This is a genomic window from Pseudoxanthomonas sp. LARHCG66, from assembly GCF_052871755.1.
In genome coordinates this window covers 156,670-173,496 of the sequence record NZ_JBIXJW010000005.1, presented here as the reverse complement: position 1 = coordinate 173,496, position 16,827 = coordinate 156,670, and the positions used below count along the sequence as shown (strand labels likewise).

Genomic DNA, 16,827 nt, shown 5'->3' with positions numbered 1-16,827 from the left:
AATCTGCGCCCAACTGACGTCACGGTGCCATGAACCGTGACGCCCTGGCGGGACTCAGCCGAGCAGCCCTGCCGGCAGTTGCATGGTGATGCAATGCAGACTGCCGTTCTGCCAGATCAGCGCCCGGCAGGGCACCTGCACGATCTCGCGGTCCGGGTAGGCCTGTGCCAGCACGGCGGCGGCCTGGTTGTCGGCGGCATCGCCATAGGCCGGCATCAACACGGCGCCGTTGATGATCAGGTAGTTCGCGTAAGACGCTGCCAAGCGACGGCCGTTGTCCATCACAGGCTGCGCCCAGGGCAGCGGAAAGGGGCGGTAAGGCTGGCCATCGGCGGTGCGCAGGGCGGCGATATCGGCGGCCATCGCCTGCAGTTCGGCAAAGTGGCTGTCCGTGGCATCGTCGCAGGCCTGGTAAACGATGGCGTTGCCGGGCGCGAAGCGGGCAAGGGTGTCGATGTGGGCGTCGGTGTCGTCGCCCTCCAGGTAGCCGTGGTCCAGCCACAGCACGCGGTCCTGCTTCAGCCAGCGCGCGAGCTTTTCGGTCAGTTCCGCACGCGAGGCGTCGGGGTGACGCTCATGCAGGCATTGCCATGTGGTGAGCAGCGTGCCCGCGCCATCGGTTTCAATGGCGCCACCTTCCAAAGCAAAATCAATGCTTTGGACGAAATAGTTGTGAAACAGCTGCATGCCGGAGAGCTCGCCGACCAGACGGTCGTCGCGCGTGGCTTCGTACTTGCCGCCCCACCCTGTGAAGCGGAAGTCCAGCAATTTGAACCGGTGGCCATCACGCAGGGTGATAGGCCCGGAGTCGCGCAGCCAGGTGTCGTCGTACTCGGCGGGAACGAAGCGTACGCGCTCCATGTCCACCCGCGCCGAGCGCAGTCGCGCTTCGGCATAGGTCTGCAGGTCGTCGTCGGCGACGCAGATCACCACTGGCTGGAAGCGGGTGATGGCGGCCACCAGGGCGACGTAGGTTTCCTCGACATCGGCAAGGCGGTCTGCCCAGTCCGTCTCGGCGTGCGGCCAAGCGATCAGGATCGCGGACTGGGGCTCCCACTCCGCGGGGAAGCGATAGGCATCGGTCATGGGATTGCGGGGCGCGAAAGTCGCCGGTCAGCGGATGGGGGGCTTGGGGCCGATTTCTTCGGCGGTAGCCTTGTTCAGCACCACGTCGATGACGCGGCTCTTCTCGAAGTAGACCGTGAAACCGGGATAGACCCAGCGATGGATCACCGGCCATTGCCGCTTCTGGCCACCGCGTGGCTCAAGCTTCTGTTGCGGAGCGCCGAAGCGGGCTTCGACGTCGGCTGCCGTCTGTCCACGCACCGGGGCCGCCGCCGCGGGCGTTTCCTGGGCGCGCTCTATCAGCAGGGTATCTGCGAAGGCCGGGCCGGCAAGGCCGAGCAGGGCGATCAACGGAAGTGCGAGGGCGCGACGGCTCATGGTGGGATTCCCCTGGGTGATCTGCCTTTTATAACAAAAGCAGGACAACAAAAAACCGCCCGGAGGCGGCTTTTGATGCATTGCCGGCCGTGGCCGGCAGTGCCGTTCCTCAGCGCTGGCGCGCCTTGAAACGCGGGTTGGATTTGCAGATCACGAAGACCTTGCCGCGGCGGCGGACCACCTTGCAGTCGCGGTGACGGGCCTTCGCCGACTTCAGGGAGGACAGGACCTTCATGAGATGAACCTCGGCGTAAAAGAGTATGGGGTGGAACGAAGCCGGCTATTCTAACGGCAATTCCGTTGGCATATCAAGCGGTTGCACTGAGCCTTCCGTCAACACGGCGCCGAAGGTGTCCCGCGCGCGATGGTCGACATCATAATGCCGCCCAAAACCTCTCAGGAGACCCCATGTCCGATACCTCACCCGTCCTGACCATCGATGGCCCCTCCGGGGCGGGCAAGGGTACGGTGAGCCGGCTCGCGGCCGGCCGACTCGGTTGGCATTACCTCGACTCCGGGGCGCTGTACCGCGCGGTTGGCGTGGCGGCAAGCTGGGCCGATCTGGATATCTCCGATCCTGCCGCCCTGGTCCGGTGTGCCTTCGATACCAGCGTCAGCTTCCGCGAAACGGAGCAGGGCCTCCGGGTCATCGTGGATGACCTGGACGCCACGGACGAACTGCGCCTGGAAACCACGGGTGCCCTCGCGTCCGCCATTGCGGCCATTCCCGAGGTGCGGTCCGCTCTGAAGGAGCGCCAGCGGGCTTTTCGCCGCCCGCCCGGCCTGGTGGCCGATGGGCGGGACATGGGGACCGTCATCTTCCCGGATGCTCCTTACAAGGTGTTCCTGACCGCCAGTGCCGACGAACGGGCGGAAAGGCGCTATAAGCAGTTGAAAGACAAAGGGGTTTCCGTCACAATCGACGGTCTGCTGCGCGAGATCCTCGCCCGTGACGCCCGTGATGCCCAGCGTGCGGTGGCGCCCCTGCGGCCGGCCGAAGACGCCGTCCTCATCGACACCACCGGCCTAGGCATCGATGCCGTCGTCGAACGCGTGCTGGCTTTGGTGCCGGCGCGCGCGGACTAGGCTCCCGCCCAGCAGAAGGTCCGCCCGGAATCCTCCGTGCGGTTCAACAACCACAACACTCACGGCCACACGCAATCCCGCGCCGGCCGACAACGGGTGGATCGCGGTGCATCTTCAGGTGCGCCCGGTCTGTGTCATCAACCGAGTATTTTTCAATGACCGAATCATTTGCCGAACTGTTTGAACAGAGCCAGACCCATCTGGCCAAGCTGAAGCCGGGCGCGATCGTCACCGGCGTCGTCGTGGAAGTCCGCAACGACGTGGTGGTGATCAACGCGGGCCTGAAGTCCGAAGGCATCGTGCCGATCGAACAGTTCCGGAACGACGCCGGTGAAATCGACGTGGGCGTGGGCGACGAAGTCAAGGTCGCACTCGACTCCCTCGAGAACGGCTTCGGTGAAACCGTCCTCTCGCGCGAGAAAGCCAAGCGCGCCATGGTGTGGGACGAGCTGGAAGAAGCCCTGGAGAAGAACGAAACCATCACCGGCCGCATCAGCGGCAAGGTCAAGGGTGGTTTCACCGTCGACATCAAGGACGTCCGCGCATTCCTGCCGGGTTCGCTGGTCGATGTGCGCCCCGTGCGCGATCCCGGCTACCTGGAAGGCAAGGAGCTGGAGTTCAAGCTCATCAAGCTGGACCGCAAGCGCAACAATGTCGTCGTCTCCCGCCGCGCGGTGGTCGAGAGCGAGCACTCGGAAGAGCGCGAGCAGCTGATGGACAAGCTGCAGGAAGGCGTGGTGCTGAAGGGTGTGGTCAAGAACCTCACCGACTACGGCGCGTTCGTCGACCTGGGCGGCATCGACGGCCTGCTGCACATCACCGACATGGCCTGGAAGCGCGTGCGCCATCCGTCCGAAGTCGTGGAAGTCGGCCAGGAGCTGGATGTCCGCGTGCTGAAGTACGACCGTGAGCGCAACCGCGTCTCGCTGGGCCTGAAGCAGCTGGGCGAGGATCCGTGGGACAACATCGCCCGCCGTTACCCGGCCAACAGCCGCGTGTTCGGCAAGGTCTCCAACGTCACCGATTACGGCGCGTTCGTCGAGATCGAGCCGGGCGTCGAAGGCCTGGTGCACGTCTCCGAAATGGACTGGACCAACAAGAACGTCAATCCGTCCAAGGTCGTGCAGGTCGGTGACGAAGTCGAAGTGATGGTGCTGGACGTGGATGAAGAGCGTCGCCGCATCTCGCTGGGCATGAAGCAGGTTGCCGCCAATCCGTGGGAAACCTTCGCGGCCACCCACAAGAAGAACGACAAGGTGTCCGGCCAGATCAAGTCGATCACCGACTTCGGCATCTTCATCGGCCTGGACGGCGGCATCGACGGCCTGATCCACCTGTCCGACATCAGCTGGAACACCACCGGCGAAGACATCGTGCGCAACTTCAAGAAGGGCGACACGCTGGAAGCCGTGGTGCTGGCGGTCGATCCGGAGCGCGAGCGCATCAGCCTGGGCGTGAAGCAGCTGGAGCAGGATCCGTTCGGCCAGTACATGGCGACCCATCCGAAGGGCTCGAAGGTCGAAGGTACGGTGAAGGAAGTGGACGCCAAGGGCGCCACGATCGAACTGGCCGATGGCATCGAAGGCTACGTGATGGCGCGGGACATCAGCTACGACCGCGTGGACGACGCCAGCCAGCACCTGAAGGTCGGCGACAAGGTCGAAGCCAAGTTCATCGGCATGGACCGCAAGGGCCGCACGCTGCAGCTGTCGATCAAGGCCAAGGACGAAGCCGAAACCGCCGAGGCACTGGCCGAGTACAACAAGTCCGCTGCCGAAGCTTCCACCGGTACCACCAGTCTGGGCGCGCTGCTGCGTGCACAGCTGGATGGTGGCAAGTCCGAGTAAGCGGCTCGCGCCGTTGCAGTACCACTAGCAGTACCGTTCCCCGCCGGCCCGGAGTACCCGGGCCGGCGCGGGTTCATCCGTCCGAATTCCGCATGCGATGACCAAATCCGAACTCATCGAGATCCTCAGCCGCCGCCAGCCGCACCTCAAGGCCGAGGACGTGGACCTGGCCGTCAAGGCGTTGCTGGAGATGATGGGCGGGGCCCTCGCCCAGGGCGACCGTATCGAGATCCGCGGATTCGGCAGTTTCTCGCTGCATTACCGTCCGCCCAGGATGGGACGCAATCCGAAGACCGGCGAGTCGGTCGCGTTGCCGGCCAAGCATGTCCCTCATTTCAAGCCGGGCAAGGAACTGCGCGAACGCGTCAGTGACGTCACCCCCATCGAGGAAAGCGGGGAATAACCCGCCATCGACGCGTGTGTGTCGTTCCGCGTCTACTCCGTTAAGCTAGGCGCATCCCGCAAGGAGTCGCCTGATGAACATGTTCCGCCTGGTCGTCGCACTGTTGTTCCTGGCCTACGGACTCATCATCGGCGTGCTCAATACGCAGCCGATCACGCTGAAACTCCTTTTCACCGAATTCCAGACGTCTTCCGGCGTCGGCATCATGCTGTCCCTGCTGCTGGGGGTGGTGATCGGCGGCCTGATCGTGCTGGCCACCCTGGTCTGGCCTTTGTACGCCAAGCTCAGGAAGGCGACCCGCGCCGCCCAGCCCGCGGCCAACGGGGCGGGGACGTCATCGGCCATCGATGGCGGTGCCTGAACCCATGGCTTTCCTGACCGAATGGTTCTGGTTCTTCCTGTTTCTTCCGCTTGCTGCGCTCAGCGGGTGGATCATCGGCCGTCGCGGCGGACAACGTCACGGCGACACACAGGTCAGTCGACTGTCGAGTACCTATTTCCGGGGCCTGAACTATCTGCTCAACGAGCAGCCGGACAAGGCGATCGAGCTGTTCCTGCATATCGCGGAGCTGGACAAGGAAACCTTCGAGACGCAGGTTGCCCTGGGCCACCTGTTCCGTCGTCGTGGCGAAGTGGATCGCGCCATCCGCCTGCACCAGGGCCTTGTGCAACGGGCTGACCTGAGTGATGCGCAGCGCGTACAAGCCTTGCTCGCATTGGGCGAGGACTACATGCGTTCCGGCCTTCTGGATCGCGCGGAAACCGTGTTCACCGATCTGGCGCGCATCGACCAGCGTGCTCCGCAGGCGCTCAAGCACCTCATCGGCATCTACCAGGCAGAGCGCGACTGGGAGAAGGCGATCGACAACGCGCGACGTTACGAAGAGGTCACGACCGAACCGATGGGCAAGCTGATCGCCCAGTTCGAGTGCGAACTGGCCGAGCGGCAACGGACAGCGAACAGCGTCGAAGCTGCCCGGGCAGCAGTGGCACGCGCCTACCAGGCCGATGCAGGCAGCGTACGTGCGGGCATCCTCGAAGGTCGCATTGAAACCGATGCGGGCAATTCGGAAGCGGCGATTCGCGCGTTCGAACGCGCTGCGCGACATGACCCGGACTACCTTCCCGAGGTGTTGCCGAGCCTGCTGGCCGGCTACGAGCAAGTGGGTGATCTGTCCGGAGCGCGGGCATTCCTGTCGGAGATGTGCGAGCACTACCGGGGAATCGCCCCGGTGTTGGCGTTGACGCGCCTGGTCGAACGGCAGGACGGCGTTGCCGCCGCACGGGCCTACCTTGCACGTCAGCTCAAGGACCGGCCATCGGTGCGCGGCGAAGCGGCACTGATCGACCTCACGCTGGCGGAAGGTGCGGACGCGTCGGCCACGCTGCATGATCTCAAGCACATCACCGATCAACTGCTGGTGCGGAATCCGAGCTACCGGTGCACCCAGTGCGGCTTCGGCGCCAGGACGCATCATTGGCAATGCCCGAGTTGCAAGGAGTGGGGCACGATCAAGCCACTGTTGAACTACGCGGTCGTCTGATGCCGAGCGTGCCCGTCTGGCTTCTGCTGCTGGCGGCAGCTGCCGCCCTGGGAACCTGGCTGGCGCGCCGATACGCCCTGCGCGGCAACCTCATGGACCAGCCGGGTGAGCGCAGGAGTCACAGCGTCGCAACGCCCCGCGGCGGCGGCATCGCGATTGTGGCCGTACTCGTGGCTGCCGGCCTGTACCTTGCGCTGATTCCAGAGGCCATGGATGTGCTGTGGCTGGGCTTCGCGCCCGGCCTGTTGATTGTCGCCGGGATAGGGTGGTGGGACGACCATCGGCCCTTGTCGCCCTGGCTGCGACTGGCGGTCCAGGCGGTGGCGGCGCTGAGCCTGGCAGCGGCGGCGGGATGGCAAAGCGGGCAGTGGTTGCCGGCTGTGGCGGCTTTTGGCATGACCATGGTGCTGGTCAATGTCTGGAACTTCATGGACGGCATCAATGGCCTGGCAGCCAGCCAGGCTGCATTGGCGGCACTGGCCTATGCTGGCTTGCTGGTGGGGGGGTGGCACTGGCTTGCTCTGGCGTTGCTGGCGGCCTGCGTCGGCTTCCTGCCCTTCAACTTCCCTAGGGCGTGGATCTTCCTGGGGGACGTGGGCAGTGGTGCACTGGGTTATGCGTTGGCCGGGCTTGCCACCGCCGCGTTCCTTGCGCTGCCACCGGCCAGCGCGCCCCTGCTGCTGTTGCCCTTGTGTGCTTTTCTCGTCGACGCGGGCTTCACGTTACTGGGGCGCATGCTCCGGGGGGAACAATGGTGGACACCTCATGTGGGCCATCTCTACCAGATCGGCGCGCGTCGATTCGGGCACGCTGCCGTAACCGTGATTTACATGGTGTTCGGCGGCGTTACCTTATTGTTAATCTATGGCATGCCCCGGACAACGGTGGCAGCTACCCTGGGCGCGGTGATCGCCGTCTACGGGTTCGGTGGGGCGCTGTGGGTTTTATTGCGCCGAGGATGGCGTAGCTGATAGCACACGGAGACGGAGCTGATGGAGTCCTGGCGGGATCGATTGAGTGGCTTCATGCCGCGCCTTCTGGTAGCGGCCCATGATCTGACGATGGTGTGGCTGTGCTGGCAGGTATTGCATCGTCTTCGGTACGCAATGCTCGCCCAAGCACCGGCGTTTCCCCTTTGGTCGAACGAGATCGCGATCGTTCTGCTGGCGCAGGGCGCCGTGTTCTGGTGGATGGGGCTGTATCGCGGTCTCTGGCGCTTTGCCAGTCTTCCAGACCTCTGGAATATCGTGAAGGCGTGTGCGCTGGGCTTCCTGGGCGTTGTCCTTGGTCTGTTCTTCTACAACCGGTTCGGTTCCACGCCGCGTGCAGTGCTGGGCTTCTACCCGTTTGCCCTGGTGGGCTTCCTTGGTCTGCCCAGGCTCGCTTACCGTGCATGGAAGGACAGTCAGATTAATCGCAGCAACGAAAGTGCGTCCCGAGTGCTGATTCTCGGCGCCGGCCGGGCAGGTGAGGCTCTTGTACGCGAGCTCCGGCGCACGGGAATCTATCAACCGGTCGCTTTCCTTGACGACGCGTCACGGCTGCACGGATCAAAACTGCAGGGCATTCCCGTGCTGGGGGGATTGGAGAACGCGGCGGCGGTTGCGCGCGAAACCGCTGCCCGCATGCTGGTCATCGCCATGCCGTCCCTCGATGCGCCGGCGATGCAACGCGTGGTGGCGATCTGCGAAAGCACCGGGCTGCCTTTCCGCATGGTGCCCCGACTGGTCAACGTGCTGGAAGGACAGTCCATGCCGGGCGACCTCAAGGAGGTCGCGATCGAGGACCTGCTTGGCCGAAAATCCGTCACGCCTGACTGGAAGCTCATCCGGGGCTGGCTGGGCGGACGGACCGTGATGGTGACCGGTGCGGGCGGGTCCATCGGTTCGGAGCTCTGCCGGCAATGTGCTCGCCATGGTGCCCAGCGGATCGCACTGGTTGAAATCGACGAACTGGCGCTCATCACGATCCAGGGCGATCTTCGTCGAGCTTTCCCGGATCTTGAGGTTCTTCCGATACTCGGCAACTGCGGAGATGCGGCCGTCATTGAGCACGCGCTGAAGATGGCAGAGCCTGATGCCGTATTCCATGCCGCAGCTTACAAACAGGTGCCGTTACTTGAGGGGCATCTGCGAGAAGCGGTTGGCAACAATGTTCTGGCAACCGAAACGGTGGCACGTGCGTGTCGTGAAGCGGGTGTCGCGACCTTCGTGCTGATTTCCACGGACAAGGCCGTGGATCCCGTGAACGTGCTTGGTGCGACCAAACGCCTTGCGGAGATGGCATGCCAGGCGCTCGATGATGCGCGCTCGGGAACGCGATACGTCACGGTGCGTTTCGGCAACGTCCTGGATTCCGCAGGTAGCGTAGTCCCCTTGTTCCGGGAGCAGATCCGCAAGGGCGGGCCGGTTACCGTCACCGATCCGGACGTGACGCGCTATTTCATGACCATTCCCGAGGCATGCCAGCTGATCCTGCAGGCCGCTTCAGGCGCAGCGCATGCATCCATCTACACGTTGGACATGGGCGATCCGGTACCGATCCGCCTGCTGGCGGAACAGATGATCCGATTGGCCGGCAGGCAACCCGGGCGCGATATCGCCATCGTCTACACCGGTCTTCGCCCCGGGGAGAAGCTGCACGAAACGCTTTTCCACGCAGATGAGCGCTACCAGCCCACCTCTCACTCGAAGATCATGAAGGCGCTTGCGCGCGAAGTGGCGCCCGAGTTCATCGAACTGGCTCTGCAGCGCATGCGGGCAGCGCACGCTCGGTACGATACGAACGAGTTGGGAGAGGTGCTGCGGATCGCGGTTCCCGAGTTCGCACCGTTGTCAAACGACCAGGATGATTCTTCGGCTAACATCGTGGTATTCCCAAGTCGCGATGCCCGCAGGACCCGATGACCACTGCCAGAATCCGCAAGGCCGTTTTTCCCGTCGCCGGTCTCGGCACCCGCTTTCTGCCCGCGACCAAGACCGTGCCGAAGGAGATGCTGCCGATCATCGATCGGCCGTTGATCCAGTACGCCGTGGATGAGGCGGTCGAGGCCGGGTGCGACACCTTGATCTTCGTCACCAACCGCTACAAGCATGCGGTTGCCGACTACTTCGACAAGGCCTATGAGCTCGAGCAAAAGCTGGAGCGGGCCGGAAAGCTGGAGCAGCTCGAACTGGTGCGGAATGTGCTGCCCAGCCACGTACGCGCTGTTTTCGTGACGCAGGCCGAGGCGCTGGGTCTGGGGCATGCCGTGCTGTGCGCCAAGCCGATCGTGGGCGATGAACCCTTCGCGGTCCTGCTGCCCGACGATTTGATATGGAACCGTGGGCCCGGTGCGTTGAAGCAGATGGCCGACGCCGCCGAAACGACGGGCGCCAGCGTCATCGCGGTGCAGGATGTGCCGCATGACCAGACAGGTAGTTACGGCATCGTGGCCACCGACGCCTTCACCGGAAGGGAGGGGCGCATCCGTGGCATCGTGGAGAAGCCGAAGCCGGAGGTCGCGCCCAGCAATCTGGCGGTCGTCGGCCGTTATGTGCTCGATTCGCGCATCTTCGCCCTGCTGGAAGGTACGGTGCCGGGCGCCGGTGGCGAGATCCAGCTGACGGATGCCATCGCGGCGCTGCTGCTGGAAAAACCGGTACATGCCTATCGCTTCAAGGGCACCCGCTTCGACTGCGGTACGCATATCGGCCTCATTGAAGCGACCATCCGCTACGCACTCGACCACGAGAAACTCAGTGATGCGGCACGCGTCATGATGCAGGATGCCCTGGCCGAACTGGGCGTGCGGGAACTCGAGTAGGGTTCCGCGTTGCCGAACGTCTGATCGAAACCCTTCGCCTCGAGTCACTCGATGGATGCCATGTCTGCGGTCGACACCTCCGGGGCCGGCTACTATCTCGATACGGCTGGCGCGGTCCCGGTATCGCCAGTTCTGCACGGGAGCGTGGATGCATCGGTCTGCATCGTCGGCGGCGGGTTTGCCGGGCTCAATACCGCGCTGGGCCTGTCGGAGAGGGGCGTCCGTGATGTCGTGCTGCTCGAGGCCGAAGCGGCCGGGTATGGTGCCTCGGGTCGCAACGGGGGCTTCGTGTTCGGCGGATTCTCGCGGGGTGAGGACGCGCTCCTGCACGACCTGGGTGCCCAGCGCGCCAGGGCTCTTTATGACGGCACAACGGATGCTGTCGACCTGATCCGGCAACGCATCACGCGCCATGCCATTGCCTGCGACGACACGCACGCCGGGATCATCTGGGCCAACTGGTTCAAGGATCCGGAGGTGTTGCGGAGCCGGCAGCGCCTGCTGGCGGATCAATATGGTCAGGACTGGCGATGGATGCCGCAGGAAACGCTGCGAAGCCACATCCGGACGCACCGTTATCACGACGGCCTGTTCGAGCCCGACGCATTCCATTTTCATCCGCTGAAGTACGCGCGCGGCATTGCACGCGTGGCAAAGGAACAAGGGGTTTCTCTGTTCGCGCGCTCGCCTGCGACCGCGCTGGTGCGGGATGGCGTGGGATGGCGCGTGGCCACGCCGCAGGGGCAGGTCAGGGCACGTCATGTGGTGCTGGCCTGCGGGGGCTATCTTGCCGGCCTGCATCGTCGCGTGGATGCGGGCGTATTGCCCATCGCCACCTATGTGATGGTGACCGAACCGCTGCATGCACGGATGCGGGACGCGCTCACGACGCAGGCCGCGGTCTACGACACCCGGTTCGCATTCGACTACTACCGACCGCTACCGGACACGCGGCTGTTGTGGGGAGGACGCATCTCCGTGCTGGACCGGTCGGCCGCGGAGGTACGGAGATTGCTGTATCGCGACATGCTGAAGGTGTTCCCCCAGCTTGAAGGCGTCCGCATCGACTACGCATGGTCGGGCCTGATGAGCTATGCCCGCCACCAGATGCCTCAGGTGGGGCGCGTGGAGGACGGCTTGTGGGTTGCGCAGGCGTTCGGCGGGCATGGCGTGGCACCCACCACGTTCGCCGGGGAGATCATCGCCAGCGCCATCGTCCAGGAAGATCCGCGCTGGCGTGAGTTTTCGGACTATGGACTGGTATCCGCGTTGAAACCTGCCGGCTTCATGGGCGCGCAGCTCGGCTACTGGTGGGCGGAATTCAAGGATGTGTGGAAAGACAGGATGGAGCACAGGTGACCGACATGACGGAAACGAACGATCTCATCGAATGGGCGGATTTCGAACGTGTCGCGTTGTGCGTGGGTACCGTGCTGAAAGTCGAGGCATTCCCGCAGGCGCGCAAACCGGCGTGGAAGCTCTGGGTGGACTTCGGGCCACATGGGGTCAGGAAGACCAGCGCGCAGATCGTCGCGCTCTATGCCGCGGAGGACCTGGTCGGGCGGCAGATCGTGGGCGTCATCAACTTCCCTCCGAAGCAGATCGGCGGCTTCCTGTCCGAGTTCCTGCTGACCGGCTTCCACACCGATGCCGGCGTGGTGATCACCACGGCGGAGCGGCCGGTGCCGAACGGTGCGCGGATGGCGTGAGCGAAGGCGCCGCACCGGTGAAAAAGGCGCCTTTCGGCGCCTTTTTCGTTCAACACAGAAGTGCGGGTAACGTCAGAGCGATTCGAAGATGCCCGCCGCGCCCATGCCGGTGCCGATGCACATGGTGACCATGCCGTACTTCTGCTGGCGCCGACGCATGCCGTGGACAATCGTGGCAGTGCGGATCGCACCAGTCGCACCCAGCGGATGGCCGAGGGCGATGGCGCCCCCCAGCGGATTGATCTTCGAAGGGTCAAGTTCGCTGTCGCGAATCACCGCCAGCGCCTGCGCGGCGAAAGCTTCGTTGAGCTCGATCCAGTCCAGCTGGTCCTTGGTCAGGCCGGCCTGTTTCAAGGCCTTCGGGATAGCTGCGATCGGGCCGATACCCATCACTTCCGGGCGCACGCCAGCGACCGAGAAGCTGACGAAACGGGCCAGCGGGGTCAGGCCGTAATCCTTGATCGCCTGCTCCGAGGCCAGCAGCACGCCGGCGGCGCCATCGCTCATCTGCGACGAGGTGCCGGCAGTGACGGTGCCGCCGAACTGCGGATTGCGGAACACGGTCCGCAGCTTGGCCAGACCTTCCAGCGAGGTGTCCGCACGCGGGCCTTCATCCTGTTCGACCAGCAGCTTCTTCAGCCGCACCGTGTTGCCGGCCAGGTCGGGCTGGCGCGAGATCACTTCGTAGGGACTGATCTCATCCTTGAACTCGCCCGCCGCCTGCGCGGCGAGGGCCTTCTGGTGCGAAGCAACGGCGAACGCGTCCTGGTCCTCGCGCGAGATCTTCCATTCCTCGGCCACCTTCTCGGCGGTGATGCCCATGCCGTAGGCGATGGCCACGTGGTCGTTGTCGAACACGCTGGGCGCCATGGCGATCTTGTTGCCCATCATCGGCACCATGCTCATGCTTTCGGTGCCGCCGGCCAGCATCAGGTCGGCGTTGCCGAGGCGGATCTGGTCCGCGGCCATCGCCACGGCCTGCAGGCCGGACGAGCAGAAACGGTTGATGGTCTGCGCGGCGATGGTGTTCGGCAGGCCCGCCAGCAGCAGGCCGATGCGCGCCACGTTCATGCCTTGCTCGCCCTCGGGCATCGCGCAGCCGATGATGGCGTCATCGATGCGGCTCAGGTCGATGCCCGGGGCCTGCGCGACCACGGACTTCAGCACGTGTGCCAGCATGTCGTCCGGACGGGTGTTGCGGAATACGCCCTTCGGCGCCTTGCCGACCGGCGTGCGGGTGGCGGCGACGATATAGGCTTCTTGGATCTGCTTGCTCATTTCGATGTGTCCTTGTCCGTCGCTTAGTTACGCAGGGGCTTGCCGGTCTTCAGCATGTGGCCGATGCGCGCCTGGGTCTTTTCCTGCTGCGCCAGTTCAACGAAGTGCTTGCGCTCCAGCTTCAACAGCCACTCTTCGTCCACCAGTGCGCCGCGGTCGACTTCGCCGCCGCACAGCACGGTGGCGATGCGCACGGCAATCTCGTAGTCGTACGGGCTGATGAAGCGGCCTTCCAGCATGTTGACCAGCATCATCTTGAAGGTGGCGATGCCGACGTCACCGGCCACCTGGATGCGGCGGGCAGGCAGGGGCGGGCGGTAGCCGGTCTCGGCCAGCGCCAGGGCTTCCTGCTTGGCGATGTGCAGCAGTTCGTAGGCATTGAAGGCGATCTTGTCGCCCGCGCGCATCAGGCCCAGCTCCTTGGCCTCGACGGCGGAAGCGGACACCTTGGCCATCGCCACGGTCTCGAAGGTCTTCTTCAGCTCGGCGAACACGTCGCCTCCCGCGCCGGCGGCCTGCGAGGCACGCACGGCGATTTCCTTCAGGCCGCCACCGGCGGGCAGCAGGCCCACGCCGGCCTCTACCAGACCGACGTAGCTTTCCAGCGACGCAACCGTGCGTGCGCTGTGCATCTGGAACTCGCAGCCGCCGCCCAGCGCGAGGCCGCGCACGGCGGCAACCACGGGTACCAGCGAGTACTTGATCCGCTGGCTGGTGGCCTGGAAATTGGCCACCATCGCTTCGAACTCGGCGATCTTGCCCGCCTGCAGCGCACCGAGGGCGCCTGCGAGGTCGGCACCGGCCGAGAAGGGTTCCTTCGGCTGCCAGATCACCAGGCCCTTGAACTTCTGCTCGGCGATGGCGATGGCTTCCTGCAGACCGTCCAGCACGGCGTCGGAGACGGTGTGCATCTTGGTCTTGAAGCTGACCACGCCGATACCGTCGCCGTCGGTCCACAGGCGTACACCGTCGTTCTCGTAGACGGTCTCGCCCTGGGCAAAGGCTTCGCCCAGCAGAGGATCCGGGAAGCGCTGGCGCTGGTAGACCGGCAGGGCCGAGCGAGGCAGCTTGGCGTTGCGGCCCGGGCTGTAGCTGCCTTCGGCACCATGCACGCCCTCGCGGCCGTCGAACACCCAGTTCGGCAGCGGTGCGCTGCTCATGGCCTTGCCGGCCACGATGTCATCGGCGATCCACTGCGCCACCTGCTTCCAGCCGGCGGCTTGCCAGGTCTCGAACGGACCGAGCGACCAGCCGTAACCCCAGCGGATGGCCAGGTCGACATCGCGCGCGGTTTCGGCGATGTCGGCCAGGTGATAGGCGCTGTAATGGAACAGGTCGCGGAACACGGCCCACAGGAACTGCGCCTGCGGGTGCTGGCTCTCGCGCAGCTTGGCGAACTTCTCCGCAGGATTCCTGATCTTCAGGATCTCGGCCACCTCGGGCGCGGCCGTGCGGTCGGCGGCGCGGTAATCCTGCTTCTCCAGGTCCAGGACCACGATGTCCTTGCCGACCTTGCGGAAGATGCCGGCACCGGTCTTCTGGCCAAGCGCGCCCTTGGCGATCAGCGCGTCCAGCCACTTCGGCGACTTGAAGTAGGCGTGCCACGGATCGTCGGGCAGGGTGTCGGCCATGGTCTTGATGACATGGGCCATCGTGTCCAGGCCGACCACGTCCGAGGTGCGGTAGGTCGCCGACTTCGGGCGGCCGATCAGCGGGCCAGTGACGGCGTCCACTTCGTCGAACCCCAGCTTGAATTCGCCGGTGTGGTGGGCGGTGGCCAGGATCGAGAACACGCCGATCCGGTTGCCGATGAAGTTGGGGGTGTCCTTCGCATAGACCACGCCCTTGCCCAGGGTGGTGGTCAGGAAGGTCTCCAGACCTTCGAGGACGGTGGCATCGGTGGATTTGGCCGGAATCAGTTCGGCCAGGTGCATGTAGCGTGGTGGGTTGAAGAAGTGCACGCCACAGAAGCGATGGCGAAGTTGTTCTGGAAGAACTTCCGCCAACTTGTTGATTCCCAAGCCTGATGTATTGCTTGCCAGTACCGCATGATCGGCCACGAACGGGGCGATCTTCTTGTAGAGGTCCTGCTTCCAGTCCATCCGTTCGGCGATGGCCTCGATGATCAGGTCGCAGCCCTTCAGGTGCTCGAGTCCTGTCTCGTAGTTGGCGGGCGTGATGGCTTCGGCAAGCGACTTGCTGGCAAGAGGGGCAGGGCTCAACTTGGCCAGGTTGGCGATGGCCTTCTGCACGATGCCGTCGGGATGGCCCTCCTTGGCAGGCAGGTCGAACAGCACGGTGTCGACGCCGGCATTGGTCAGGTGCGCGGCGATCTGCGCGCCCATGACACCAGCGCCCAGAACGGCCGCCTTGCGTACAAGCAATGGATTGGACATGGAATTTCCTTGGATTGCAGGGGTTTCAGACATGGTCGGCGCGCAGGCCGGCCTCGGCGAAGCGGATGAGTTCGCGGGCGGCGCGCTCACGGTGCGCCGCTTCCGTGACGCCCGTGGGGCGCTTGATCAGGCCGAAGTCGGCCATGGCGTAGGTCAGGGCGCCGGAAAAGAAGTCCAGCCGCCAGTAGAGCTCTTCCTTGCTGAGGCCCGGCACGCAGGCGGCGATCGCCTTGCCGAACTCGCGCAGCACATGGCCGTAGTGGTCGGAGAGGAACTTGCGCAGGCCATCGTTCTTTTCGGCGTAGGCGCGGGCGATGACCCGGACAAAGGCGCCGCCCCCGTGGCGATCCTGGGCCAGCGCCAGCGCCGGCTCGACGAAGGCGGCGAGGATGGGTTCCAGCTCGCCCGGGCGCCCGGCCAGTGCCTTTTCAAGCAGGGTGAGGCGGGCGGCGGTCATGTCGTCCATGCGGCGACGGAACACCTCGTTGACCAGGTTTTCCTTGCTGCCGAAGTGGTAGTTGACGGCCGCGATGTTGACGTCTGCGCGACTCGTCACCTGCCGCAGGGAGGTGCCTGCAAAGCCGTACTGGGCGAAGAGCTCTTCCGCGGCCCCCAGTATCCGTTCCTTGGTGGAGAAGTGCGTGGTATTGCCCATGGAGCCTCCGGCTTAATCAAACGCTTGTTTGATTGATTCTCCGCTGACCGTGGGGCCGTGTCATGTTGCAAGGCAGCAATCGGCCTGTGACGCAGGCTGCATCCTGCGCTGGGATACGTTAGAATCTCGCTACGCTTTCTGGTCTAAGCCCGCGTTTCGACGCGGGTTTTTCATGTTAACCTTGGGCCTTCAGTGGCCCGCCCAACGGAGAAAATCCCCATGGCGCTGGAGCGCACCCTGTCGATCGTCAAGCCCGATGCCGTCGCCAAGAACGTCATCGGCGAAATCTATGCCCGTTTCGAAAAGAACGGCCTGAAGATCGTCGCCTCGAAGATGAAGCACCTGTCGCGCCGTGAGGCCGAAGGTTTCTACGCCGTGCATCGCGAACGTCCGTTCTTCAATGCACTGGTCGAGTTCATGATCTCCGGTCCGGTCGCCATCCAGGTGCTGGAAGGCGAGAACGCCGTGCTGAAGCATCGCGACATCCTCGGTGCCACCAATCCGAAGGACGCCGCGCCGGGCACGATCCGCGCCGACTTCGCCGATTCCATCGATGCCAACGCCGCACACGGCTCGGATTCGGTCGAGAACGCGAACATCGAGATCGCGTACTTCTTCGCCGCCACCGAAGTGTTCTCGCGCTGAGCGAAGAGTGATGAGC

At 64.4% G+C, this 16,827-nt stretch carries 17 protein-coding genes; 11 read left to right on the top strand and 6 right to left on the bottom strand.

The genetic code is table 11. The annotated features are described in order from the left end of the window. Positions 1-54 precede the first annotated feature (54 nt). The 3 genes from ACIPRS_RS15730 to ykgO form a co-directional block, all read right to left on the bottom strand. Entirely contained in the window at positions 55-1,086 is a 1,032-nt protein-coding gene (locus ACIPRS_RS15730; protein WP_446539226.1) for an agmatine deiminase family protein, read from the bottom strand. Between the two features lie 27 nt (positions 1,087-1,113). Then, positions 1,114-1,443, bottom strand: coding sequence for a hypothetical protein (locus tag ACIPRS_RS15725; RefSeq protein ID WP_192202582.1), 330 nt, complete (start codon positions 1,441-1,443; stop codon positions 1,114-1,116). A 109-nt stretch (positions 1,444-1,552) separates the two neighbouring features. Further along, positions 1,553-1,678: a type B 50S ribosomal protein L36 gene (gene ykgO, locus ACIPRS_RS15720; RefSeq protein WP_010342887.1), complete on the bottom strand. Its 126-nt coding sequence runs from the start codon at positions 1,676-1,678 to the stop codon at positions 1,553-1,555. Between the two features lie 173 nt (positions 1,679-1,851). Between ykgO and cmk the strand changes: the two genes are divergently transcribed. The 10 genes from cmk (at position 1,852) to ACIPRS_RS15670 (ending at position 11,837) form a co-directional block, all read left to right on the top strand. Then, complete coding sequence (gene cmk / locus ACIPRS_RS15715; protein WP_142124762.1) at positions 1,852-2,529, top strand: (d)CMP kinase; 678 nt, start codon at positions 1,852-1,854, stop codon at positions 2,527-2,529. Between the two features lie 155 nt (positions 2,530-2,684). Next, positions 2,685-4,376: a 30S ribosomal protein S1 gene (gene rpsA, locus ACIPRS_RS15710; protein WP_337732044.1), complete on the top strand. Its 1,692-nt coding sequence runs from the start codon at positions 2,685-2,687 to the stop codon at positions 4,374-4,376. Positions 4,377-4,473: 97 nt separating this feature from the next. Further along, on the top strand, positions 4,474-4,779 hold the full coding sequence (locus tag ACIPRS_RS15705) for an integration host factor subunit beta (RefSeq protein ID WP_192202580.1): 306 nt from the start codon (positions 4,474-4,476) through the stop codon (positions 4,777-4,779). A 73-nt stretch (positions 4,780-4,852) separates the two neighbouring features. Further along, a complete protein-coding gene (locus ACIPRS_RS15700) occupies positions 4,853-5,140 on the top strand; it encodes a LapA family protein (protein WP_192202579.1) in 288 nt (95 codons plus the stop codon). 4 nt (positions 5,141-5,144) lie between these two features. After that, positions 5,145-6,323 (top strand): lipopolysaccharide assembly protein LapB, encoded by a 1,179-nt coding sequence (gene lapB, locus ACIPRS_RS15695; protein WP_192202578.1) that lies wholly within the window; start codon positions 5,145-5,147, stop codon positions 6,321-6,323. Beyond that, entirely contained in the window at positions 6,323-7,294 is a 972-nt protein-coding gene (locus ACIPRS_RS15690) for a lipopolysaccharide biosynthesis protein (RefSeq protein ID WP_446539225.1), read from the top strand. Before lapB ends, ACIPRS_RS15690 begins: the two co-directional genes overlap by 1 nt. Positions 7,295-7,315: 21 nt before the next feature. Further along, entirely contained in the window at positions 7,316-9,229 is a 1,914-nt protein-coding gene (locus ACIPRS_RS15685; RefSeq protein WP_446539224.1) for a polysaccharide biosynthesis protein, read from the top strand. Beyond that, positions 9,226-10,128 (top strand): UTP--glucose-1-phosphate uridylyltransferase GalU, encoded by a 903-nt coding sequence (galU, locus tag ACIPRS_RS15680; protein WP_337732040.1) that lies wholly within the window; start codon positions 9,226-9,228, stop codon positions 10,126-10,128. Before ACIPRS_RS15685 ends, galU begins: the two co-directional genes overlap by 4 nt. Before the next feature lie 60 nt (positions 10,129-10,188). Then, positions 10,189-11,487, top strand: a complete 1,299-nt coding sequence (locus tag ACIPRS_RS15675; protein WP_446539223.1) for an NAD(P)/FAD-dependent oxidoreductase — start codon at positions 10,189-10,191, stop codon at positions 11,485-11,487. A gap of 5 nt (positions 11,488-11,492) precedes the next feature. After that, the gene (locus tag ACIPRS_RS15670) at positions 11,493-11,837 is read left to right on the top strand and encodes a tRNA-binding protein (RefSeq protein ID WP_446539222.1); all 345 of its coding nucleotides are present in this window, start codon (positions 11,493-11,495) and stop codon (positions 11,835-11,837) included. Positions 11,838-11,909: 72 nt separating this feature from the next. Here the strand turns inward: ACIPRS_RS15670 and ACIPRS_RS15665 are convergent, their stop codons facing one another. The 3 genes from ACIPRS_RS15665 to ACIPRS_RS15655 are packed head-to-tail and all read right to left on the bottom strand — an operon-like array spanning position 11,910 to position 16,166. Next, positions 11,910-13,115 carry an acetyl-CoA C-acyltransferase gene (locus tag ACIPRS_RS15665; RefSeq protein ID WP_446539221.1) on the bottom strand — a complete coding sequence of 402 codons (1,206 nt, stop codon included), beginning with the start codon at positions 13,113-13,115 and terminating at the stop codon, positions 11,910-11,912. 23 nt (positions 13,116-13,138) lie between these two features. Next, the gene (locus ACIPRS_RS15660; protein WP_446539220.1) at positions 13,139-15,511 is read right to left on the bottom strand and encodes a 3-hydroxyacyl-CoA dehydrogenase/enoyl-CoA hydratase family protein; all 2,373 of its coding nucleotides are present in this window, start codon (positions 15,509-15,511) and stop codon (positions 13,139-13,141) included. A 25-nt stretch (positions 15,512-15,536) separates the two neighbouring features. Next, on the bottom strand, positions 15,537-16,166 hold the full coding sequence (locus ACIPRS_RS15655; RefSeq protein WP_192202570.1) for a TetR/AcrR family transcriptional regulator: 630 nt from the start codon (positions 16,164-16,166) through the stop codon (positions 15,537-15,539). Between the two features lie 219 nt (positions 16,167-16,385). On the opposite strand from ACIPRS_RS15655, the gene ndk reads away from it, so the two are divergent. Further along, the gene (gene ndk / locus ACIPRS_RS15650; RefSeq protein WP_162337947.1) at positions 16,386-16,811 is read left to right on the top strand and encodes a nucleoside-diphosphate kinase; all 426 of its coding nucleotides are present in this window, start codon (positions 16,386-16,388) and stop codon (positions 16,809-16,811) included. Positions 16,812-16,827 lie beyond the last annotated feature (16 nt).